19 protein-coding genes are annotated in these 23,900 nt (G+C 60.2%); 14 read left to right on the forward strand and 5 right to left on the reverse strand.

Going from position 1 to position 23,900, the window contains the following annotated elements; genetic code table 11:
* The first annotated feature begins 146 nt into the window (after positions 1-146).
* The 4 genes from EV561_RS01905 to EV561_RS01920 are packed head-to-tail and all read left to right on the forward strand — an operon-like array spanning position 147 to position 2,465.
* On the forward strand, positions 147-920 hold the full coding sequence (locus tag EV561_RS01905) for an arginyltransferase (protein WP_132517040.1): 774 nt from the start codon (positions 147-149) through the stop codon (positions 918-920).
* Positions 921-1,799, forward strand: coding sequence for a DMT family transporter (locus tag EV561_RS01910; protein WP_132517042.1), 879 nt, complete (start codon positions 921-923; stop codon positions 1,797-1,799). It abuts the gene before it with no gap.
* A gap of 52 nt (positions 1,800-1,851) precedes the next feature.
* Positions 1,852-2,076, forward strand: coding sequence for an AbrB/MazE/SpoVT family DNA-binding domain-containing protein (locus tag EV561_RS01915; RefSeq protein ID WP_132517044.1), 225 nt, complete (start codon positions 1,852-1,854; stop codon positions 2,074-2,076).
* Entirely contained in the window at positions 2,073-2,465 is a 393-nt protein-coding gene (locus tag EV561_RS01920) for a type II toxin-antitoxin system death-on-curing family toxin (RefSeq protein ID WP_132517046.1), read from the forward strand. Before EV561_RS01915 ends, EV561_RS01920 begins: the two co-directional genes overlap by 4 nt.
* A gap of 27 nt (positions 2,466-2,492) precedes the next feature.
* Here the strand turns inward: EV561_RS01920 and parC are convergent, their stop codons facing one another.
* Positions 2,493-4,751, reverse strand: a complete 2,259-nt coding sequence (parC, locus tag EV561_RS01925) for a DNA topoisomerase IV subunit A (protein WP_132517048.1) — start codon at positions 4,749-4,751, stop codon at positions 2,493-2,495.
* Positions 4,752-4,984: 233 nt separating this feature from the next.
* Between parC and EV561_RS01930 the strand changes: the two genes are divergently transcribed.
* The 4 genes from EV561_RS01930 to EV561_RS01945 all read left to right on the forward strand — a co-directional run bounded on the left by EV561_RS01930 (position 4,985) and on the right by EV561_RS01945 (position 9,917).
* On the forward strand, positions 4,985-6,178 hold the full coding sequence (locus EV561_RS01930) for a hypothetical protein (RefSeq protein ID WP_132517050.1): 1,194 nt from the start codon (positions 4,985-4,987) through the stop codon (positions 6,176-6,178).
* A 134-nt stretch (positions 6,179-6,312) separates the two neighbouring features.
* The gene (locus EV561_RS01935) at positions 6,313-7,728 is read left to right on the forward strand and encodes a cytochrome P450 (protein WP_132517052.1); all 1,416 of its coding nucleotides are present in this window, start codon (positions 6,313-6,315) and stop codon (positions 7,726-7,728) included.
* An 8-nt stretch (positions 7,729-7,736) separates the two neighbouring features.
* Entirely contained in the window at positions 7,737-8,750 is a 1,014-nt protein-coding gene (locus tag EV561_RS01940; protein ID WP_132517054.1) for a lipid A biosynthesis lauroyl acyltransferase, read from the forward strand.
* A gap of 99 nt (positions 8,751-8,849) precedes the next feature.
* On the forward strand, positions 8,850-9,917 hold the full coding sequence (locus EV561_RS01945) for a cyclic nucleotide-gated ion channel (RefSeq protein ID WP_132517056.1): 1,068 nt from the start codon (positions 8,850-8,852) through the stop codon (positions 9,915-9,917).
* Between the two features lie 129 nt (positions 9,918-10,046).
* Here EV561_RS01945 and aspS read toward each other — a convergent pair whose 3' ends face one another.
* Complete coding sequence (aspS, locus tag EV561_RS01950; RefSeq protein WP_132517058.1) at positions 10,047-11,837, reverse strand: aspartate--tRNA ligase; 1,791 nt, start codon at positions 11,835-11,837, stop codon at positions 10,047-10,049.
* Between the two features lie 264 nt (positions 11,838-12,101).
* On the opposite strand from aspS, the gene EV561_RS01955 reads away from it, so the two are divergent.
* Positions 12,102-13,493: a multicopper oxidase family protein gene (locus EV561_RS01955; protein WP_132517060.1), complete on the forward strand. Its 1,392-nt coding sequence runs from the start codon at positions 12,102-12,104 to the stop codon at positions 13,491-13,493.
* A gap of 85 nt (positions 13,494-13,578) precedes the next feature.
* Complete coding sequence (gene rnd / locus EV561_RS01960; RefSeq protein ID WP_132517062.1) at positions 13,579-14,724, forward strand: ribonuclease D; 1,146 nt, start codon at positions 13,579-13,581, stop codon at positions 14,722-14,724.
* 16 nt (positions 14,725-14,740) lie between these two features.
* Here rnd and EV561_RS01965 read toward each other — a convergent pair whose 3' ends face one another.
* Positions 14,741-15,877 (reverse strand): transporter substrate-binding domain-containing protein, encoded by a 1,137-nt coding sequence (locus tag EV561_RS01965; protein WP_132517064.1) that lies wholly within the window; start codon positions 15,875-15,877, stop codon positions 14,741-14,743.
* Between the two features lie 416 nt (positions 15,878-16,293).
* On the opposite strand from EV561_RS01965, the gene EV561_RS01970 reads away from it, so the two are divergent.
* The 4 genes from EV561_RS01970 (at position 16,294) to EV561_RS01985 (ending at position 20,074) form a co-directional block, all read left to right on the forward strand.
* A complete protein-coding gene (locus tag EV561_RS01970) occupies positions 16,294-17,382 on the forward strand; it encodes an adenylate/guanylate cyclase domain-containing protein (RefSeq protein ID WP_132517066.1) in 1,089 nt (362 codons plus the stop codon).
* Positions 17,383-17,505: 123 nt separating this feature from the next.
* Positions 17,506-18,864 carry an esterase-like activity of phytase family protein gene (locus EV561_RS01975; protein WP_132517068.1) on the forward strand — a complete coding sequence of 453 codons (1,359 nt, stop codon included), beginning with the start codon at positions 17,506-17,508 and terminating at the stop codon, positions 18,862-18,864.
* A 169-nt stretch (positions 18,865-19,033) separates the two neighbouring features.
* Entirely contained in the window at positions 19,034-19,462 is a 429-nt protein-coding gene (locus EV561_RS01980; RefSeq protein WP_132517070.1) for a plastocyanin/azurin family copper-binding protein, read from the forward strand.
* Positions 19,463-19,543: 81 nt separating this feature from the next.
* Positions 19,544-20,074: a cytochrome b/b6 domain-containing protein gene (locus EV561_RS01985; RefSeq protein WP_132517072.1), complete on the forward strand. Its 531-nt coding sequence runs from the start codon at positions 19,544-19,546 to the stop codon at positions 20,072-20,074.
* A 16-nt stretch (positions 20,075-20,090) separates the two neighbouring features.
* On the opposite strand, the gene ppx is transcribed toward EV561_RS01985, so the two are convergent.
* Complete coding sequence (gene ppx / locus EV561_RS01990) at positions 20,091-21,653, reverse strand: exopolyphosphatase (protein ID WP_132517074.1); 1,563 nt, start codon at positions 21,651-21,653, stop codon at positions 20,091-20,093.
* 12 nt (positions 21,654-21,665) lie between these two features.
* Positions 21,666-23,870, reverse strand: a complete 2,205-nt coding sequence (locus EV561_RS01995; RefSeq protein ID WP_132517076.1) for an RNA degradosome polyphosphate kinase — start codon at positions 23,868-23,870, stop codon at positions 21,666-21,668.
* Between the last annotated feature and the right edge of the window lie 30 nt (positions 23,871-23,900).

Genomic DNA, 23,900 nt, shown 5'->3' on the forward strand with positions numbered 1-23,900 from the left:
CCATGCCAGCTTGGTCACAAAAGGACCATCTGATAAAGAAAAGACGAAAACAACACTTCCGAAACCAAGGACGCTGTTGACGTTTTGTAATCTTGAGCCATGCTTGAAAAAAGCGCGACGCCGAATGAAAGGTTGACCAGCGGCAAATGAACACGCAGTCGACGCCATCCCCTCAGTTTTATCTGACGGCTCCGGCTGCCTGTCCCTATCTGCCGAGCGAGATGGAGCGAAAGGTCTTCACGCATCTGGTCGGACCGCGCGCAGCCGAGATGAACGACATTCTGACACAAGGCGGCTTCCGCCGATCGCAGAACATCGCCTATCGCCCCGCCTGCGAAGCCTGTCGCGCCTGTGTCTCCGTTCGCATACTTGCGGAGGAATTCGAGCCGACGCGATCGATGAAGCGGGTGATGTCTGCCAATTCAGATGTCGTCGCCACCGAATTTCCGGCGCAGCCCTCCAGCGAACAATATTCTCTCTTCCGCCGCTACCTCGACTATCGCCACCAGCAGGGCGGCATGTCCGACATGACCGTGCTCGATTACGCGATCATGGTCGAAGACACGCATGTGAATACCCGCATCATCGAATATCGCCGGCGCGAGGAAGGTTCCGGCCTTGAGCAGCGCCCCAAGGGCGAGTTGTTGGCGGCAGCGCTGACCGACGTCATGAGCGACGGGCTGTCGATGGTCTATTCCTATTTCAATCCCGACGAGGACCGCCGCTCGCTCGGTAGCTTCATGATCCTCGATCATATAAAGCGGACCCGTGCTCTTGGCCTGCCGCATGTCTATCTCGGCTACTGGGTCAAGGGTTCGCGCAAGATGGATTACAAGACCCGTTTCCAGCCGCAGGAGCACCTGACACCGCGTGGATGGGAACGGTTCGACCCCGCAGAGCTTGGGGCGGATCCCTTGTAAATGTCATCCTCAGCTTTGTCGGACCATAGAAAAGGCTTGCTGCTGACGGCTGTCGGCGGCTTGGCAATATCGTTCGACATGCCGCTCATCCGACTGGCGGAGGGGAATGTCTGGTCGACCCTCACCCTTCGCGGCACCATCATGCTGACGGCGACGGTGGTAGTCCTGGCGCTTCTGCGGCTGTTTTCGAAGGCGCGACCGGTCCTGATCCCCGGCGTATGGGGCCTTCTCACGCTGGTTTTCTACGGACTGACCACGGTCTTCTTCCTGGTCGCGATAGCCTATGCGCCCATCGCCAACATCGCCTTTCTCCAGACCTTCAATCCGATGTTCGGCGCGCTGCTCTCCTGGTTCTTTCTAAAGGAACGCCCCTCCGGCGCGACGCTTGTCGCCATGGGCGCGATGACTGTTGGCGTCGGGCTGATTGTCGGCGACGGGATGGCGAGCGGCCATCTCTTCGGCGATGCGATGGCGCTGTTGACGGCATTGCTGATTGCGGCCGCCATCACCATGACGCGCGCCTCGGGCCGCGACATGGGCTTCGTGTCGCTGATTTCAGCCCTCGTCCCGGCAGCACTCGGTCTTTATCACACCATCCCGGCGGGATTGTCGGTCAATCATCCGGTCTGGATCTTCATCGACGGCGGCCTCGTCATGCCGATCGCCTTCTGGTGCCTGGCGACCGGTCCGCGCTACCTCTCCGCCCCCGAGGTCGGCATGTTCTACATGCTGGAGACGGTGCTCGCACCGATCTGGGTCTGGCTGATCTTCGCCGAGGCGCCGACGCCGATGACCATGCTCGGCGGTCTCATCCTGCTGCTCGCGCTGATGGCGCATTCGCTCTGGCAGGTCAGGGCAAGGCGGAATGCCGCGGCTTGAGGCGGCAGTCTCCTGATGTTATAACTTTGTTATTACATCAGGAGAGCGAGCCATGAACGTCACCATCCGCAAGATCGGCAATTCGGAAGGCGTGATCATTCCGAAGGAATTGCTTGAGCAGCTTGGCGTCCAAGCCGGTGATGAACTTGATATCCGCGTCGAACACGATCGCATCTACCTAGAGCCTGTCGACAAAGATTTCGCGCGCCAGATGCGCGCCGCCTTCCTATGCATGGAGAAATATAAGGTCGCGTTGAAAAAGCTCGCCGATTCATGAGCTCTCGGTTGTTTCTCAGCCGAAGGCTTATCGACCGCGCGCAAGAACGACTGATCACCCGCTTCAAAGGAGCTCACGGACTGCGTGACGGTACTTTGTTGGAATCGGCTCTTGGGCGGCCAATCAACAAAGCGCAGTATGGCGACAGCAATGTCTTCGAACTCGCCGCCTCGTATCTTTTCGGCCTGATCAGAAATATGGCTTATGTCGATGGCAACAAGCGCATTGCTGCCGTCGCGGCTTTCGTGTTCCTTGCAGAAAATGGCTATCGCTTGGAGACGAGCGACGCGGCCCTGTATGTCTTTGTCCTAGCCGTTACGAACGGCGAAATCGACGAAGACGGGGCGACGCGCTTTCTTCAAGATTTTTCAATCCCGATCGGCCCCTGAGTCGGCCATCATGCCGCCAGCCCTCCCTCACCCCGAAAACTTGCCGCTGCGTGGGAAGCCCTTCGGCACGGTGCGGCCGGCGGAGGCGCGGTCGGCCAGCCATTCGGCGAGCTCGTCCTTGTTCTTCGTGAAGAGCCGGCCGGCGCTGTCTTCCCAGGTCAGGCCATCGGCAATCGCGAAGCAGCGGACGTCGGAAATGCCGCCGTCCTTGTAGCGCTGCAGGCGGACACCCTTGCCGCGCGACATTTCCGGGACCTGCGATAGCGGGAAGACCAGCATCTTGCGGTTCTCGCCGACGACGGCCATGTGATCGCCCCGGACGGGCAGGATCATCTTGGTTTCGTCGGGCATGGAGACATTCATGATCTGCTTGCCCTTGCGGGTATTGGCGGCCATTTCCGCTTCCGGCACGATGAACCCGTTGCCCGCGGTCGAGACGATCAGCATCTTGCGGCTTGCGTCATGAACGAAGGCGGTCAGCACATCCTGATCGTTTTCCATGTCGACCATGATGCGCAGCGGCTCGCCGTGGCCGCGGCCGCCCGGCAGCTTGTCGGCGCCGAGCGTGTAGGCCTTGCCGCCTGTCGTCACGATCAGGATCTTGTCCGTCGTCTGCGCCGGGAAAGCCACCTTGAGGCCGTCGCCTTCCTTGAAGGTCAGCGTCGAAGTATCGGAAATATGGCCCTTCAACGCGCGGATCCAACCCTTTTCCGAGACGACGATCGTGACCGGCTCCTTCTCGATCATGGCCTGCTGGATGGCCTGCTCGTCCGCCTCCGGCGCATCGGCAAACTGGGTGCGGCGGCGACCGAGTTCGGTCGCCTTGGCGAACTTCTTCTTCACCTCGCCGATTTCCCAGGCGACGGTCTGCCACTGCTTGTCGTCGGAAGCGAGCAGCGCCTCGATATCGGCCTTTTCCTTGCTGAGATTGTCGAATTCGGTGCGGATCTCGAATTCTTCCAGCTTGCGCAAAGAGCGCAGCCGCATGTTGAGGATCGCCTCGACCTGATTGTCGGTCAAACCCCAGCGCGCGATCATAACCGGCTTCGGCTCATCCTCCTCGCGGATGATGCGGATGACCTCGTCGATGTTGAGGTAAGCAATCAACAGGCCACCGAGGATTTCCAGGCGCCTGTCGATGGCGGCAAGGCGGAAGCGGGAGCGGCGAACGAGGACTTCGCGCTGATGGTCCAGCCACTCCTTCAGCACATCGTTCAGCGCCATGACCTTGGGGATGCGCCCCATGGAAAGCACGTTCATGTTGAGCGGAAAGCGGCTTTCCAGCTCCGTCAGCTTGAACATGGATTCCATCAGGATGGTCGGATCGACGGTCCGGTTCTTCGGCACCAGAACGACGCGGACGTCCTCGGCAGATTCGTCTCGGACGTCTTCCAGCAGTGGCAGCTTGCGGGCAAGCAGCACCTCGGCGATCTTTTCGATCAGCCGCGACTTCTGCACCTGGAAGGGAATCTCGGTGACGATGATCTGATAGCCGCCGCGGCCAAGATCTTCGGTGTGCCACTTGGCGCGGGTGCGGAAGCCGCCGCGGCCGGTCTTGTAAGCCTCGATGATGCTTTCGCGGCTGTCGATGATGATACCGCCGGTCGGAAAATCCGGACCGGGAATGAAGTTTTCGACCAGCGTTTCGACCGTCGCATCCGGATGCTTGATCAGATGAAGCGCAGCGTCGCAAAGCTCATGCGCATTATGCGACGGAATAGAGGTCGCCATGCCGACGGCGATGCCGGACGAGCCGTTGGCGAGCAGGTTCGGAAACGCGCCCGGCAGAACGACGGGCTCGTCGTCTTCCTCGTTATAGGTCGGGCGGAAGTCGACGGCGTCCTGGTCGATGCCTTCGAGAAGCAGCGACGCGACCTCGGTCATGCGCGCTTCCGTGTAACGATAGGCGGCGGCGCTGTCGCCGTCGATATTGCCGAAATTGCCCTGCCCGTCGACGATCGGATATCGCTGCGAGAAGTCCTGCGCGAGACGCACCAGGGCGTCATAGACCGATTGGTCGCCATGCGGATGGAACTTACCGATGACGTCGCCGACGATACGGGCGCACTTCTTGAACGCGGAATTCGACCGGATGCCCATCTCGCTCATCGCGTGAATGATGCGGCGATGGACAGGCTTCAGGCCATCGCGGACGTCAGGCAGCGCGCGGTGCATGATGGTCGACAAGGCATAGGCGAGATAACGCTCTTCGAGCGCCGCCTTGAGGTCGACCGGATGAATACTATTGTCGTCTCCGCCAGAAGGCGGCAAAATCTCTTGTCCCATGGGCTATGTGACTAGCCGAGATGCGCCAAAACGGCAAGGAAACAAGGCTATGCGGCTGTGGATGACGCCATGCATTCGCCGCGTTAAGCGGGCAAAGCATTGATTGAAACAATTGTAGGTCATTCTATTTTGCACTTTCATAAGACTTTTAGAAACGATCGAATATAAACCGCTCGACTATGAGCCAATCTCCGTTCAAATCTTTCGCCCCATACCAACGAGGAAACGCCATCATGAATTTTTACCGGACAACACGGCTGATGCTGTCGAGCGCCGCGATCCTGTCGTTCGCAAGCTCCGCTTTTGCGCTTGATGGCGTCGATCTTCTGAAGAAGATCAATGCTGCAAGCACTCTGCAGGGCAGCACGCTTGCAGCTGATGGCGTCGATGTCGAAGGCACCACTGTCACGCTCAAGGGCGCGACGATCAAGCCTGCCGCTACGCCCGATAAAGGCATCGCGCTCGGGAATGTGACGATGAACGGCGTCGCCGAGCAGAGCGATGGTGGCTACCACATCGACCAGGTGAGCTTTGCCGATACGGCCGTCACCGATGATGGCGTCAGCATCAGCGTTACCGACATGAAGCTTGGCGGCGTCAACGTTCCGGCCGATTCAACGAAGGGCGGGCTGGACTCCCTGCTGCTCTATCAGACCGCCCATATGGGTGCAGCGACGGTCACCAAGGACGGATCGCAGGTCTTTGCCATCAAGGAAATCAATGCCCACCTCAATCCGCGCGGCGATAAATCCGGCTTCGATTTCGATGCCGGCGTGACGGGCCTTATGGCAGACCTTTCCAAGGTCGACGATCCGAAGAGCAAGCAGGTCATCGAAGACATGAACCTGCAGCATCTCAACGGCAATATCAGCGTCAACGGCAACTGGGATCTCGGCCCGGGCACGATCAACGTCAAGCAATATGCCTTCGACTTCAAGGATATCGGCAAGCTCGATATCGCGCTGAGCATCTCCGGCTATACGTTGGACTTCATCAAATCGATCCAGGATGCCATCAAGGCTTCGGAAGCCAATCCGAACAAGGAAGAGGCGCAGCAAGCCATGGGTCTTGCCATGCTCGGCCTGATGCAGCAGCTGACGCTGAACAGCGCCCAGATCCGCTTCGACGATGCCTCGATCACGAAGCGCGCGCTCGACTATGCCGGCAAGCAGCAGGGTGTGACAGGGGAGCAGATGGCCAACACGCTGAAGGGCCTGACCCCGATCATGCTGGCGCAGCTCAACATTCCCGAGCTGCAGAATGCCGTGACCGCAGCCGTCAATACCTATCTCGACAGCCCGAAGAGCCTGACGGTCAGCGCTGCTCCGGACAAGCCGGTGCCGCTGCCGATGATCGTCGGCGCTGCGATGGGCGCCCCGAACACCATTCCGAAGGTCATTGGCCTCAAGGTCTCGGCAAACAACTGATCGCACTGGTTTTCCTGCTGAAAGGCCCGGCGGCCAAGCTGCCGGGCCTTTTCCATCTCCGTTAAATCGCTATAGTGCACGGCAAAGTTCAACTTCGATATTTTTCACTTATTACAGGCGGTTATCAGCACACGATGCTTTCATGGCTCGATCGCAAGACGGAGATCGTCGAAAGTCTCGACACCGGCCGCCGATTTTTCGAACCTGCCCATTCTGCATATTATAACGGAAAGCCAGGCCAGCCGATCCAGCTTCTGTTGCAGGCAAGAAGTGACTTTCTTTCCATATGGCGGCGCGGCGACTATGTGGAAAAGATCACCGATTTCAAACTCTTGGGCCGGCAGCTTGTCGTCGTTAACTCACCTGAGGCGATCCGCTATGTCGTCGCCAAACGGCACCAGAATTTCGAGCGCAAGACGCCGCAGATGCGCCGAGCACTCGAACACCTCTTAGGCGACGGCCTGTTCATCTCCGATAAGGAAACGTGGAAACAGCGCCGTCCCCTCGTCTCCGACATCGTCCACAAAAACCGGGTGCCCGCCTTCGGACCGGTCATGCAGAACACGACGAGCGAACTTGTCGAGCGTTGGCATGCACTGGGAGACGGCGCGAGTGTCAACGCGCTCCACGAAATGGCGGGACTCACGGCTGAAATCATTTCCCGCAGTATTTTCGGCAACCAGCTAGGCGAAGACGGCGCCAATGGCGTCACGGAAGGTTTCAGCAGCTATCAATCGCTGATTGATTCGATCAATATCGGCTATTTCCTCGGCTTTGACGAAGGCCTGCCTGTTCTGAAAACGCCGACGTTGCGGCGCTCGGTCAAACGCATCCATCGCATCATAGACAAGGTGATCGAGGATCATCTGGCCGGCAACGGCGATAACACCTCCATGCTTGATCTGCTGATCCGCCGTCAGCAGCGCAATCCGGAGCTGAAACTGGATGTCGTTGCGTTGCGCAACGAAGCGGCAACGATCTTCATGGCCGGCCATGAGACGACTGCAGCAACCCTGACCTGGGCCTGGTATCTGCTCTCAAAGGCCGCGTGGGTGGAAGAGGCAGTGCATGCGGAAATCGAAAGCGTCTGCGGCAGCAATGTACCAACCATAGATGACGTGCCTCGTCTCGACTGGTGTCGCGCCGTGATCGAGGAGACGCTGCGCCTCTATCCGCCCGTGCCGATCCTGGCGCGGCAGGCGACGGATGCCGACACGGTCGGCGGAGTTGACGTCAAGCCGGCGGCATTGGTGCTGATCGTTCCATGGATACTGCACCGCACGGAATCGCTTTTCCCTAACCCGCATGAGTTCCGGCCAGAACGCTTCATGAGCGGCGATGGCCCGACGCCATACAGCTATATTCCCTTTGCCGCCGGACCTCGCGTCTGCCCCGGACTGCAGTTCGGCCTGACAGAGGCGATCCTATGCCTGGCAATACTCGCGCAACGTTTTCGCGTGCGCATTCCCGGGGGTCACAAGGTCGAGCCGCAATGCCGTCTCACGTTGCGACCCAAAGGCGGCCTGCCGGCAACCATCCATCGACGTTGAGCCGAGACATGACTGAGGAACCCGCTCGGACTGAGCATCTCAGAAAACGGAAGGCTTGGACTTATGAGTCCCCTGTCGCGCCGCCATTCGCCGATTTTCGCGCCGGCGGAGAGCGGCGAAGGCTTTTCCTGAAATACTGGCTGCACGACAACATCGACAATGTTTTCGATATAGCAATGTTCTTCGCCCTGAAGCTGTTGCCGGCGCGCGACTGCTCGAATCTTGGTGCCTTTCTCGGCCGGTTCTCCGTTCCCCGCTGGCACAAGGCTCAGCAATCGCGCGCGAAGGAGAATCTGAAGGCGTTGCGGCCAGACGCGACCGAAGCTCAGATCGAGGCCCTGCTCCTTGCCTATGCCGAATCCCAGGGGCGGCAGATGACGGAATATTCCGTTGTCGACCGGCTGGCACGCAACGCATGCGGCATCCGTTTTCATGGCACGGAGAGATTCGCCGAACGCTGCGAACAGAGGCCGGTGATCTTGATCGCAGCGCATATCAGCAATTGGGAGGTTCTGACACACTGCCTCGTCAACCTGGGGCTTGTCGTCACGCTGAACTACGATCCGCCAAAACGCCGCGCCCGCCACTGGATCGTCAACCGCGTACGCAAGGGCGGAGGCCTTCGCCTCCTGAAGCCAGGCAGACATTCCGTGCGTCCCGCCCTGCGCGTTCTCGAAGAGAACGGCAATCTGCTTATCTTTTGCGACGAGGGTTTCAACGGGCGTATGCGTGCGCCCTTCTTCGACAACCCGCCGCACCTCGAAGGGAACTACGCCTTGATCGCGCGCATGGCCAGAAAGACGGATGCCCTCATTTACCCCGTCTATCTCGAGCGCGATCATGGCGTGAACTTTTCGTTCCACGCGCTTGAGCCCTTTAAGTTGCCGCCGGAGGAGAAGCCCGGCGATCGGCTGGCCGATGACGTACTGCTTTTGAATTCCGTCATCGAGCCGATCGTCAGGAGCCATGCCGCGCAATGGTATTTCATCGACAATCGCATGCCGGACCGCCACAAGTCCTGACGTCGATCGCGGTGTTGATGCAGAAGGCGCAGGACCTCTTTGCACCCCGCCCGAAGGCATTCTATTGTCGGAAGGTTTTGACTGCTCTGGGAGTATTGAATGTTGTCACGGCCGCTCTCGAAATTCTCGATGTGGTTCTATGGAGCGGTGGCGGCAGTCGGGCTTTTGACGGTCGCAGCACTCACCGTGCCTGACATGGATGCGCAAACCAGGCTTGATCTGCGGGTTTTGCTCGTCGTTGTGTGGGCGATCTTTGTCCTGCAACTGATCCAGGCAATGGTCGTACCGCGGGCAAAAGGCGCTGAAGCCGGAATGCCCGTCATCGTGATCGACGTGCTTGCCGTCCTGGTTCCTCTCGCCGCATTCCTGTTCGTCAGCGGGCGTGATCAGAGCCTTTATTGCGCCGTCTGGCTGCTGAAACCGTTGCGCGATTCGATTTTTTTCCGACTGCTTGGCAGGGTCGTGAAGAACGAAGCGCACAATCTCATCGGTGTCACCACGATCTTCGGCATCGTTCTTTTTGGTGCGGCGGTCGCGGCCTATGTCCTTGAGCGCGACGTTCAGCCCGATCAGTTCGGCAGCATACCCAAAGCGATGTGGTGGGCAGTGGTGACGCTGTCGACGACAGGCTATGGCGACGAGATCCCTCGAACCATTGCCGGACGCGTGCTTGCCGGACTGGTCATGATGAGCGGCATCGGCATATTTGGCCTCTGGGCCGGCCTGCTGGCCACCGGTTTCTACGAGGAAGTCCGGCGCCAGGATTTCGTGCGGAATTGGCAGCTGGTTGCGGCGGTGCCGCTGTTCCAGACGCTCGGTTCGGCCGCACTCGTCGAGATCGTGCGGGCGCTGAGGCCTCGCATCGTGCCAGCAGGCACGATCATCTGCCGCCAGGGCGAAAGCGGCGACCAGATGTATTTCATTGTCGAGGGCCGCGTCAGCGTCGCCACACCGAACCCCGTAGAGCTTGGGGCCGGCAGCTTTTTCGGCGAGATGGCGTTGATAACGGGAGAACCGCGTTCTGCGACGGTCAGTGCCGTCAGCGAAGTGTCGCTGCTCTCGCTCTTCTCCGTGGATTTCCAGATATTGTCGAGCAGCAACCCCGATATTGCCGACACCATCCGCAGGACCGCACTCGAGCGGCGTGGGGCAACGCCGAAGTCTTGAAGCCTTGCGGCGTTCAGCAAAACTGAAAGAAGTCCGTAAAATCCGGCATGAAAAACCGCCCGCAAAATTCATTGCGGGCGGTTCAGCATTTCAGAATATCGGCCTTGGGCCGCGCGCCCTGAGGCTAGCTCAATCCTTCTTGACCGGCGGGATCGGGCGGATCGCCAGTTCGCGCAGCTGCGTCGGGGTTGCCGGCGTCGGGGCGCCCATCAAGAGGTCCTGTGCCTGCTGGTTCATCGGGAACAGCGAGATTTCGCGCAGGTTCTTGGCGCCGACGAGCAGCATGACGATACGATCGATACCGAAGGCAGCGCCGCCGTGCGGAGGCGCGCCGTACTGGAAGGCGCGGTAGAGGCCGCCGAACTGTTCTTCCACTTCCTGCGCCGACTTGCCGGTCAGTTCGAAGGCCTTGACCATGACTTCGGGAAGCTGGTTACGGATCGAGCCCGAGGCGATTTCGAAGCCGTTGCAGACGGCGTCGTACTGGAACGCCTTGATCGTCAGCGGATCCTGGTTCTGCAGCGCCTCAAGGCCACCCTGCGGCATCGAGAAGGGGTTATGCGCGAAGTCGATCTTCTTCTCGTCCTCCAGCCATTCGAAGAACGGGAAGTCGACGATCCAGCACAGCTCGAAACGGTCGCGGTCGACGAGGTTCAGTTCCTCGCCGGCGCGGGTGCGGGCTTCGCCTGCGAACTTGTAGAACTTGGCCGGCTCGCCGGCGACGAAGAAGCAGGCATCGCCAGCCTCAAGGCCGAGCTGCGTGCGGATCGCCTCGGTGCGCTCTTCGCCGATGTTCTTGGCGAGCGGGCCGGAGCCGGCGATCTTGCCGTCCTCTTCCTTCCAGAAGATATAGCCGAGGCCGGGCTGGCCGGTCGACTGCGCCCAGGCGTTCATGCGGTCGCAGAAGGCGCGCGAGCCGCCTGTTTTGGCCGGGATCGCCCAGATCTCGACCTTCGGGTTGGAGGCGATCATGCCTGCAAACACCTTGAAGCCGGAACCTGCGAAATGCTCGGTCACGCCTTCCATGACGATCGGGTTGCGCAGATCGGGCTTGTCGGAGCCGTACTTGCGGATCGCCTCGTCATAGGGGATGCGCGGCCATTCCTTGGTGACCGGCTTGCCGTCGGCGAATTCTTCGAAGACCGAAGTCATCAGCGGACCCATCGTGTTCCAGACGTCTTCCTGGGTCACGAAGCTCATTTCGAGGTCGAGCTGGTAGAATTCGCCCGGCAGGCGGTCGGCGCGCGGGTCTTCGTCGCGGAAGCATGGCGCGATCTGGAAATAGCGGTCGAAGCCGGCGACCATGAGGAGCTGTTTGTACTGCTGCGGCGCCTGCGGCAGGGCATAGAAATTGCCGGGGTGGATGCGCGACGGCACGAGGAAGTCGCGCGCGCCTTCCGGCGAGGACGCCGTCAGGATCGGCGTCGTATATTCCGTGAAGCCGGCAGAGCCCATCTCGCGGCGCATGGCCGAGATCACCTGCGTGCGCTTGACGATGTTCTTGTGCAGCGTCTCGCGGCGCAGGTCGAGGAAGCGATACTTGAGACGAACATCTTCCGGATAGTCCGGCTCGCCGAAGACGGGGAGCGGCAATTCCTTGGCAGCCGAGAGAACCTCGATTTCCTGGGCGTAGAGCTCGATCTCGCCCGTCGGCATCGTCTTGTTGACGGTGTCTTCGGTGCGGGCCTTGACCAGGCCGTCGATGCGGATGACCCACTCGCCGCGGACGGTCTCGGCCGCCTTGAAGGCCGGGCTATCCGGGTCGGCGACGATCTGCGTGATGCCGTAGTGATCGCGAAGGTCGATGAACAGCACGCCGCCATGATCTCGGACGCGATGGACCCAGCCGGAGATGCGGACGGTCGAACCGACGTCGGACTTGCGCAGGGCGGCGCATGTGTGGCTGCGATAGCGATGCATAGTATCAATCCTGGGCTTGGCGGCCGGTGGCGAAAGCGCATAAAAGCACCTCGCCTGCCGACGATAAAATCGGGCGGAAAAGCGCATGACCCGCCTGATTTGTCAAGGCTTGAACGCGGTTGCGCACCGTAAGTCGCCTTTGGGCTTTCCGCTTCACAAATACGACAACGGCCTGGAATGCGGCAGTTTGGCGGCCCCGGGGCTATTGCTGAAAGTTCTGCTCAACTTTAAACAGGGGCGAATTCCTGACTGCCGGAGCGCCCAATGCCCATTCTCACCCGCCGCAACCTGCTGAAAGCTTCCGCCGTCGCCGGCGCCTATGGTGTTGGCCTGGGGCTTGCGGGCAGGTTTACCGCAGCGCAAGCGGCGCCCGAACCCATGGTGCTCAAGACGCAGAAGACCGAGGCCAAGATCATGGATGTCGGCCCCACGAAAAACATGCTGACCTGGGGCGAACACGGCATGCCGCCCGTTATCAGAATGAAGAAGGGCGAACCCTTTGCCGCGCGCCTCATCAACGGCATCGACGACCCGACGACGATCCACTGGCATGGGTTGCGCATTCCAAACAAGATGGACGGCGTGCCCTTCCTCACGCAGCCCTATGTCTATCTGAACGACGCGTTCGACTACGCCTTCACGCCGCCTGATGCCGGCACCTTCTGGTATCATCCGCATTGCAACACGATGACGCAGATGGGGCACGGCATGACCGGCGTGATCGTGGTGGAGAATCCGAAAGATCCGGTCTTCGACGCCGAGATCGTTCTCAATCTGCGCGACTGGCGCCTCGGCGGTGACGGGCAGTTCATCCAGCAGTTCAAGCCTCGCGACGCCGCCCGTGCCGGCACATTCGGCACAGTGCGCTCCGCCAACTGGCAGCAGCAGCCGCAATATGACGCACCGGCCGGTGGCCTCCTGCGACTGCGGCTGGCGATTGCCGATGTCACGCGCATCTATTCCTTCAAGCTCGACGGTGCGGCCGGAACGGTCATCGCCATCGACGGCAATCCGGTGCCCGAGCGCTTCACGCTCGATACGCTCGATCTCGGGCCGGGCGAGCGGCTGGAGCTTGCCATCCGCATGCCCGACGACGAGGGCGCCATTGTCTCGCTCAGCGACATCCACAGCACCAACCCGGCCGTGCTCGCCACCTTCCGCGCCGTCGGCAATTCGCTGAAGCGCGACGTGCGCGATCTCGGCCCGCTCGACGCCAATCCCGTCGCCAAGGCCGATCTTTCATCCGCCGAACATATCCCGCTGCAGCTCAGCGCCTCGGCCGACAAGGGTCCGAGCGACAGCATCTGCGGCTCGCTCGGCTATACGTTCTGGGCGATCAACAAGGTGGCCTGGCAAGGCGATACGCCCGATCCAACGGCGCCGCTCGCCGAGCTCAAGTTGGGCAAAAGCTATGTCATCGACATGGAAAACCTGACGCCGCATCTGCATCCCATTCACCTGCACGGAATGAGCTTCACGACCGTCTCTTCCAATACCAAGCAGGTGATGCCCCTGGTGTCGGACACCTATCTGATCGAGCCGAACGAAAAGGTGCAGCTGAGCTTCGTTGCCGACAATCCGGGTGACTGGCTGCTGCATTGTCACATCATAGAGCATCAAAAAACTGGTATGACGAGCTATCTGCGCGTCGTTTAGCCAGATGAGGCTTGCTTCATATTGACATATCAGACCGAAAGGGGAAGGAAGGTTAATCGAACTGTTTTCCGATGAATGTGTTGAGATGATCGAAACTACCGCCGAATTGGAGGCGGCCTGCAAAGAGCTGGCCAAGTCAGAATTCATTACCATCGATACCGAGTTCCTTCGCGAGACCACTTTCTGGCCCGTGCTTTGCCTCATCCAGATGGCAAGCCCGACCACCGAAGTTCTCGTAGACCCCCTCGCCCCGGGCCTTGATCTTGCGCCCTTCTTCGAGTTGATGGGCAATTCTTCGGTGCTGAAGGTATTTCATGCTGCCCGGCAGGACATTGAAATCATCTTCAATCGCGGCAATCTCATCCCGCATCCAATCTTCGACACGCAGGTCGCGGCCATGGTCTGCGGTTTCGGCGATAGCGTTTCCTACGACCAGCTCGTCAGCCGCATCAAGAACGTCCACATCGACAAGTCGTCGCGTTTCACCGACTGGAGCCGCCGGCCGCTTTCGGAAAAGCAGCTCGACTATGCGCTGGCCGACGTCACGCATCTGCGCGACGTCTATCTGGCGCTGCAGGCGCAGCTCGACCGCGAAGGCCGCTCTTCCTGGCTTGCCGAGGAAATGGCGATCCTGGAATCGCGCGAGACCTATGATATGCATCCCGACGATGCCTGGCAGCGGCTGAAGATGCGGCTGCGCAAGCCGCAGGAGCTGGCGGTGCTGAAATATGTCGCCGCATGGCGTGAGCGCGAGGCGCGCAACCGCAACGTTCCCCGTTCACGCGTGCTCAAGGACGACGCGATCTATGAGATTGCCCAGCAGCAGCCGAAGGACAGTGAGGCGCTGAGTCGCCTGCGCACGATCCCCAAGGGCTGGGAACGCTCTGCTGCCGGCAACGCGGTTCTGGAGGCGATCAACGAGGCGCTTGCGCTGCCCAAGGCTGACATGCCGCATGTGCCGCGCCACACGCAGGCGCCCGAGGGAACCGCGGCAGCGGCCGAACTCCTGAAGGTGCTGCTGAAGCTCACGGCGGAGAAGCATGGCGTCGCGCCGAAGGTCATCGCCAACAGCGAGGATCTCGACAAGATCGCGGCGGAAGGCGAAAGCGCCGAAGTCGCGGCTCTGCACGGTTGGCGGCGCGATCTTTTCGGCGAAACGGCATTGCAACTGATCCAGGGACAGGTGGCGCTGCGCTTCGTCGGCAAGAAGGTTGAAACCGTCAGTCTCTGAGGGCTACAGGGAGCAGTTACTCCTTTTCGCCGAAATAGCGGAACAGAATCTGCTTCCATTTTTCGTCATGGATGGCCTGAAGAATCGCGACGTCGATCGTGCGGCGGTAGCTGCTGTTCAGCGGCATCGCCATGGCATAGCTCTGAGGCTCGAAGACGCCGTCGAGCACACGCACGCTGCCTGAAAACTGCTGCTCCACCGTCCAGGCGAGCAGCGGCTTGTCATAGACGAAGGCGTCGAGCGCTCCTGATGTCAGCGCTCTCAGCCCATCCTGCACGGTGTTGAAATCGCGATGCTTGATGCGCTCCGCGTCAAGAAACCCTGTTGTCGCCGATCCCGCCAGCGCGCCAACCCGTACGGTCGGCAAATCTTCGACGCCGTTGACAAGCCCCCGGATCTGACGTGTCGTCAGGGCCGAGGTAACGCTGGCGGTGAAAACAGCGATGGTGATGATGGACACGACCATCCAGATAATCGCAAGCGCCCGCCCGGCGATCGTCACCGGAGCCCGATGGCCGGTGCTTGCCTGGGTCATCGCTTCGGCCGACCACCAGATGCTCGCGCCCAGACCCTTGGCTGCCGTCCCACCGAAATGTTCATTGTGACGACGCTCGAAGAGCCAGATCAGCGCGCCCACCAGAAGCGAAATGCCGATCAATGCGCCGGCCGCCTGCAGAAACCCGAAAGACGTCATCGTGCGGATGATCTCATGCCACACGGAAACGCTATCTGCCGGCACGGCGATGCCGAGGCCCGTGTCGTAGAAGGGCTGCGAGAAATCGACCATTCGCGCACGCTCGGCCGTGACGGTGATTGCCGCGACCGACAGGTCGTAGTCTCCACGCGTGGTTGCCTCGACGAGGCTCTGTACGGTGGGTTCCTCCACGAGCCTGAACTTGACGCCGAGTGTTTGGGCAACCTGCGTCCAGAGATCGATGGAAATGCCGGTCCACGTTCCGTCGGGACCTTTCATCGCAAAGGGAGGAGCCTGTTTGGTGCCGATGACGAGTTCGCGATTTGGGAAGTTTTCCGCGCCTCCCGGATCCGATGGTGTCTTTCCTTGACCGAGGGCCGGCGTCGCGAGCGCGATTGCGACGAGAAAGAATGGCAGGAGGGCCGGGCACGACAGCAATGGCCGCCGACGCCCGCTCATTTGGCGCCCGCGACCTTCATTGGCTTGGCCATCGACAAGGGTACTGAGACGACCGGAAAGACAGGCTGCCGGTCAGAACTTATATGAGCAGATTGAAAGAAAAAGCTGATAAATCCGATTGCTGGTAGAGCGGAGCATATCGTTTTCACAACACGTCTTCCTTGTGGTTACGATTAACTCTACTCCGCGTGTGTCCATGTCGCAACTCGGCAGTACATCGTGCTGTCGACACGGCAATTCGGGTTTCAGGGTTTGGCGAGCCGCCTGCCCCTTGGATGTGTCCGAGAGCATTCACTATATGATACCCGAAAGACGGCCCGGTTCCGCCATATGCTCGCCACTTGACGATTGCATCACGATGGCAAGGATAGAATTGGCAGGCGGACCGGGATCGGTCGGCCAAGGGATCGGACAGCATGGGTAGAGTACCATCAGCATTCAGCTGGGTTTTCATTGCGGTCTTCATCGCGGCAACGGGGTTTGCCTATAATTTCATATTCGCAGGACCGGCTCATCCTGCCATCGCCGTCGTATACGCCCTCTTCTGCGGCATGCCGCTGGTCGCCTTCGAGCGCGGCGCCATTCTGCCGCGCCTTTACCACTGGATGCACCGGCTGCCGACGCCGGTCTACGTCATCGTCGCCCTCGTTCTGGATTTCATCCTGATCAGTGTCGGCTTTGCCGCTGCCGGAACGGTTTTGAAATCCGTCGGGCTGATGTCAGCGACCTGGTCGGAGGTTACGATGTTGCCCGCAAGGGTGCTCATCTACGCGCTGACGATGACTGCCATTCTCATTCTGGTGCTCAGGGTCCGCGAGCTTCTCGGCCGCGATATTTTCCTCAGCCTGCTGACGGCCCGTTATCGCAAGCCGGTTGCGGAGGAGCGCGTTTTCCTTTTCGTCGATCTCGTCGGATCGACATCCTTCGCGGAGGAATTCGGGGATCTCAGGGCACAGCAATATCTGGCATCGCTGTTTTCGGATTTTGCAAGATCGGTTCGGCGCCACAAAGGCGCCATCGACGACTATGTCGGCGACGCGGCTATCATTACCTGGCCAATGGCACGCGGCGTAAAGGACGCCCGCTGCGTCCGCTGCATCTTCGACATATTTGACGATATCAAAACACATGAGGCCATGTGGCTTCAGACATACGGGCGCGTGCCGCAGCTTCGCGCCTCGCTGCATGGCGGCCCGATCATCACCGCGGAAATCGGCGTCGATCACCACAAGATCACTTATTTCGGCGACACGGTGAACACCGCAGCGCGGCTCGAGAGCCTTTGCAAGGTGCTGGACAAGCGCATCCTGATGTCGACAGATCTTGCCCGGCGGATGACGCTTCCCGGCAACGTGCTTGCCGAGGACTTGGGCGAACATGCCGTCAAAGGCCGGGACCAGACCGTTGGCGTAGTGGCGTTGCGAGGTCTCGGCGAAGAGACCAGTGTCGCTCCCCTTGGCCGAAACGAGCGTTTCCGCTCATCGGTCAGAACCGCCCCAGCCTGAGGTTGATCGACGCTTCGTAGGCCTTACCAACAGTCACTCAAGCTTCACCTAAGCGTTAATCGGCCGACACTACTCGCCTGTTAAGCGAGGAACGTTCATCATTCCTCATACACAGGTGACACGATGTCCAAATTCCTTTTTGCCTCCACGGCGCTCTTCATGCTGATTGCTGCTTCGGCCTCCGCCGAAGAGAAAGCCTTTCCCGCGACATTGACCTCGCAGGCCATCCTGCCGGCCAACACGATCGTTCCCGCACCGGCAGATGCGCCGGAATTCCTCAAGACCTCGGGCAAGTTCACGACACCGGACCGCAAGCGTACCGAAGCCCTCGGCACGATTCCCGGCATGGACGGCAATCGGCCGACTGGCCTTTCCCTGCCCTTCGCCGGCCAGGCCGTCCAAGGTTTTTCCGGCATCAAGACCATGCCTGACGGCACGTTCTGGACGCTGACGGACAACGGTTTCGGCTCCAAGGCCAATTCCAGCGACTCCGCGCTCCTCCTGCACAACATCAAGTTCGATTGGGACAAGGGCACGGTCGAGATCGTCAAGAACGTCTTTCTGTCGGATCCGAACAAGAAGGCTCCCTTCCCGATCGTTCTCGAAGGCGCCGACAAGCGCTATCTGACCGGCGCCGATTTCGACATCGAATCCATTCAGCCGGTCGCCGACGGTTTCTGGATCGGCGACGAATTCGGACCCTACCTCCTGAAGGTCGATAGCGAAGGCCATCTGACCGACGTCATTTCGACCACGGTCGACGGCAAGCCCGTCATGTCGCCCGACAATGCCATCCTCAGCCTGCCGGGCAGCCCCACCGGCAAGATGCCTGCCTTCAACCTGCGTCGTTCCGGCGGCTTCGAAGGCCTTGCCATGTCCAAGGACCGCAAAAAGCTCTACGGCCTGCTCGAAGGCGCGCTCGTCAAGGACGACGGCACGCTGGAACAGGCTGACGGCCACACCGCGCTGCGCATCATCGAATTCGATATCGCCTCCAAGGCCTGGACCGGCCGCACCTGGTTCTACCCCTTCAGCGATCTCGGCGAATCCATCGGCGATTTCAACATGATGGACGACACGACCGCCCTCGTCATCGAGCGCGACAATGGCGAAGGCACCGCCGACAAGGCCTGCCCGGATCCGAAGAACCCGAAGCCGGATTGCTTTGCGACGCCTGCCAAGCACAAGAAGATCTACAAGATCGAAATGACCGACGCGAATGTCGGCAAGGCAGTGCGCAAGATCGGCTATATCGACCTGATGCACATCAGCGATCCTGACCACAAGCGTCGCCAGGGCGGCGGCGAAGGCTTCTACGACATGCCTTTCGTGACTATCGAGAATGTCGACCGCATCGACGCGACCCACATCATCGTCGGCAACGACAACAACCTGCCCTATTCCGCAGGCCGTGCCCTCGACAAGGCTGACGACAACGAGTTCAGCATCCTCGAAGTCGGTGAATTCCTGAACGCGAAGTAGGTCCCATAAGCGGCGGCGCCATTCTGCAGTTATTGCGGAACGGCGCCTCCGGCGTGATCCTGACCTGAAGACCATCATAGAATGCAGGCGCTTTCGGAAGCATTCAGTCACCTGTCAGGAGAAACAACTATCTCCGACCCGGGCTGAAGCTGGCAGAAAGGCCGATTAAATGATGAAATTACCGCATTATGTTCTGGCTACATTCACCATTCTTTCCCTCGCCGCACCAACGTGGGCGGCCGGCACCATCAAGGTGATGGAGGGAGGCGAAGGCGGCGGACCGATGACGCTGACGCTCGATCAGTCGACCGTCAAAGCCGGGGATACGATATTTCTCGTCCACAACGACGCTATGACTGAAAATCATGAGATGGTTCTTGTGAAGCTGAAGTCTTCCGACCAAAACATCCCGTTCATCAATACCAAGCATCGCGTCGACGAGAAGCAGTTGAAGAGCATCGGCGAGGTTTCTGATTTGAAGCCGGGCGCAGATGGCCAAATGAAGGCCAAGCTTGTGCCTGGTTCATATCTCCTGCTCTGCAACATCAAAGGCCATTACGAGGCCGGCATGCACGCGAAGCTGACGGTTACGGAATAGCGAGACCACTCAGGCCAGGGCTCGCGATCCAATGCGAGCCCTGGATCAACGGCGGCGGACTACTCGACCCGTCGAACGCAAATGCCGCTGTCGATCGGCATCAATCAGATCATAGGAGCCATCACTTTGGAATCCTTCTCCATCCCGCAGCGTATTCTGCACTGGCTCACAGCCGCGCTCGTCCTGTTCAATCTGTTGCTGCCAGATGGCATGAACGAATGGAAGCGCGCCATCAGGCACACAGGCACGGCAACGGCCGATCAGGTCGCAGGCGCCAATATTCATGCCTATGTCGGCATCGGAATCCTGCTTCTGGTGATTGTCCGTCTTCTGCTTCGCCACAAATCGGGCGTGCCGGACGCCCCGGCAGAAGAGCCGGCGATCTTTACCTTCGCCTCAAAGCTTGCCCACGCCATCCTCTATCTGCTGCTGATCGCCATGCCGCTGACGGGCATGGCGGCCTACTATCTCGGCTATAACAGCGCCGGCAATATTCATGCCGATGTCCTGAAGGTCATTCTTTGGGCGGTCATCGGTACCCATGTTCTCGGCGCATTGGTCCACCAGTTCTACTGGAAGACCAACGTCTTGCGTCGCATGACGATCGGTTGAAGCGGGCGGCGTCCCGTCAGGCGTCCGACATGGCCGAGAACGAGCCTTCTTCCTCCGGCTGCTGGAACTTGAAGGCGAGCCGGCGGTTGGTGAGCTTGGCGAGTTGCTGCAGGCGGCCCTCGATGCGCTCTCCGGCGAAATCGTGATATTCCGGCGGCACGACGAATTCGAGGTCGATATCCGGGTTCGCCGAACGCTGGAAGGTCAGGTTGCGGACGACGCCGGGCATCGAGGCGGAGAACAGGTAAACGACCCGCAGGAGCCCGCCAAGCAGCTTGGCCCGCTCGATCAACTGCGGAGTTGCGATCGTCGCTAGCGGTCCGGTGGCGCTGTCATCGCTCAGTCCCTCGAAGCGATAGTAGTTCGCAAGCGCAATGAAGGCGCGGCCGGCATGGGTGATGCCAACGAAGGACGTATGGGCGATGATATTCAGCGCCTGCAGCCCGCGGTAGTCAGGATGCGCGCGCCAGCTGATATCTGCCAGAAGGCACGCGGCCTGACGATAACGGCTTTCCTCTTCGGTTTCGGTGATGCCGAAGAAGGGCATCATCCGGCCGGTCCAATCCGCCAGCTCTCTCGCATGCTCCGGCGAGCGGGCGCGCAATATAGCAAGCTCGGCGGCTGCGGACAGAAGCGGATCACTGGCGCGTTCTGCCTCGCTCAAGAGCGAATAGAGATAGCCTTCGCGCACGCCTTGCGCCGAGAAGGAGACCACTGACGGCTTCATGGCCGTCAGCACTTCCCTCATCGCGACGGCACCGAAGGGAAGCAGCGCACGCCGGTGCTTCGAGACCGCCTGGAAGGCCGGCTCCTTGCTATCCTTTGCCTGCTCGACCAATTCGAGAAAGCGCAGCATCTCGTCGAGCGGCACTTCGTAGCCCTGCATCATGTGCAGCGGGTACTTGCGGATTTCCATGTGCAGCTTGGCGATGTTTCGCCATGTGCCGCCCACGGCATAGAAAGTCCGGCCCTCGCCCTTTGCCAGCAGTTTTGCGGTCTTGACGTGCTTGCGGGCAAAGCTGTGAGCCTTGCTGATGGAACCGCCGGCATATTCCGACAGCCGCAAACCGCCGAGCGGCAGGGTGATACCCTGGCCGATCTGCTTTCCCTTGATGTCGATGAGTTCCAGGGATCCGCCGCCCAGGTCGCCGGCGATGCCGTCGGCATTGAAAAAGCCGCTGACAATGCCGAGCGCGGAGAACAGCGCTTCCTCTTCGCCCGACAGAACGCGAACCTTGCGTTGAAGGATCGTTTCGGCCTTGTGGATGAAGTCCGGCCCATTGCTCGCCTCGCGGGCAGCGGCCGTCGCCAGCACGTACATGGTGGCAGACCGCGCCTGGTCGGAGAGCGCCTTGAAGCGATGCAGGGCGCCGAGCGCGCGTGCGACGCTGTCCTCGTCCATCTTGCCCGTCAGCGCGATCCCCTTGCCGAGACCACACAGGACCTTTTCGTTGAAAAGGATCGTCGGCGAGCGGGAATGTCCCTCGTAGACAACGAGACGGACAGAGTTCGAGCCGATGTCGACGACGGAGACAGGGGCGACACCGGGAAGACGCCCCTGGGCTTCGGATTCAACCATGCAGTTCCAGTTTTATAGCTTGCGGCCTGACAGCAGGCCGGCGATGAGTTTCGGCGCGCTGGATTTCAGAGCCTCGCCGCGCCCCGAAAGGCTCGGATTGGTCATGAAATACTGCTGCGCGTTGAACGGTTCCTCTCCCTTGCGCACCTCCATGCGCCTGGATGTACCGTCGGGCAATATCTCGTAGCTTTGCTGGTTGTCAATGATGTTGCCGAGCATGATCTGGGACAAAACCTGCTCATGCACAGTCGGATTCGTCAGCGGAACGAGCGTTTCGACGCGCCGATCGAGGTTTCGAGGCATCATATCGGCCGAGCCGATATAGACCAGCGCCTTGTCGGACGGCAGGCCGTAACCATTGCCGAAGCAGAAGATGCGGCTGTGTTCGAGGAAGCGTCCGATGATCGATTTGACGCGGATATGCTCCGACAGGCCAGGCACTTGCGGGCGCAGGCAGCAGATGCCGCGCACGACAAGATCGATCTCGACGCCGGCCTGGCTGGCGCGATAGAGCGCGTCGATGATATCCGGGTCGACCAGCGAATTCATCTTCATCCAGATCGCGGCCGGCGCACCGTTCCCGGCGTGCTCGATTTCCTGCTCGATGTGCTTCAGGATGCGCGCGCGCAGCGTATAGGGCGAAACGGCGATCTTCATGCCCTTCTCTTCCGGCTCGCCATAGCCGGTGATGAAGTTGAAGATATTCGCCATATCATGGGCGATCTTCGGATCGCAAGTGAAGTAGGACAGGTCGGTGTAGATCTTTGCCGTGACCGGATGGTAGTTGCCGGTACCTAGGTGGCAATAAGTTCGCAGCTTGCCCTCTTCGCGGCGCACGACCATCGACATCTTGGCGTGTGTCTTGAGCTCGATGAAGCCGAAGACGACCTGCACGCCGGCTCGCTCCAGATCCCGCGCCCAGCGGATGTTAGCTTCTTCGTCGAAGCGAGCCTTCAGCTCGACAAGCGCCGTCACCGATTTGCCGAGGTCGGCGGCGTCGATCAGGGCGCGCACGATCGGGCTGTCGTTGGAGGTGCGGTACAGGGTCTGCTTTATCGCCAGAACGTCAGGATCGCGCGCAGCTTGGAGCAAAAACTGAACCACCACGTCGAACGATTCATATGGATGATGGACGACCATATCCTTTTCGCGAATGGCGGCGAGGCAGTCGCCGGCGTGCTCGCGGACACGTTCGGGAAATCGCGCATTGTAGGGTTCGAAGCGCAGGTCGTCGCGCGGCGCCTTGGCGATTTCCGAGAGGGTGTTGAGTGCCAGGAGGCCAGGGAGAACGGCCACGCGATTATCCGGAACGCCGAGTGCGGCAACGACGAAATGGCGCAGCGAGGCCGGCATTTCGGAATCGGTTTCGATGCGGATGACAGAACCGCGGCGGCGGCGCTTCAGCGCGGTCTCGAAGAACCGAACGAGATCTTCAGCCTCTTCCTCGACTTCGATATCGCTGTCTCGGATGATGCGGAACGTACCGGAACCCTTCACCTCATAGCCCGGATAGAGCCGGTGGATGAAGATGTTCACCACGTCTTCGAGGGTGATGTAGCGAATGACGTTGGTTGAATCAGGCAGGCGGATGAAGCGATCGAGCGCCGGCGGCAGGCGCAGCAGCGCGGTCATCGGCTCGCGGCCGTTCATGCTGGTCAGCTGCAGCGCGATCGAGAAGCCGAGATTGGGGATGAAGGGGAACGGGTGCGCCGGGTCGATGGAGAGCGGCGTCAGCACCGGGAAGATCGCGGCGTCGAACTCGCCGGCCAGCCACTGGCGATCGGTCTCCGACAGCGCGGCCGGACGGACGATCAGGATGTCTTCCTTGGCAAGATATTGCTGCAGAACGGCCAGCGATGCCTGCTGCTCCATCTGCAGATTGTCGATCTCGCGGAGGATGTCGTCGAGCTGTTCGGCCGGCGTCTTGCCGTCGGGGCTGCGAACGACGATCTTCTGGCGGACCTGGCCTTCGAGGCCGGCGACGCGCACCATGAAGAATTCGTCGAGGTTGGCGGCCGATATCGACAGGAAACGGATGCGCTCCAGGAGCGGGTGCGCCGTGTTGAGCGTTTCCTCGAGTACGCGACGATTGAACTGCAGCCAGGAGAATTCCCGGTTGATGAAACGCTGCGGACTGTTGAAGAGCTCGCTGACCGAGGGCTGAACCTCTGGCGCCAGAGCATTGGAGTCCTGATGTTCCGCGACTGTCGAGTCCATATTTCACCCACCTCCATTAGCTTCTCAGCG

Source organism: Rhizobium sp. BK376 (genome assembly GCF_004341625.1).
Classification (GTDB): Bacteria; Pseudomonadota; Alphaproteobacteria; order Rhizobiales; family Rhizobiaceae; genus Rhizobium.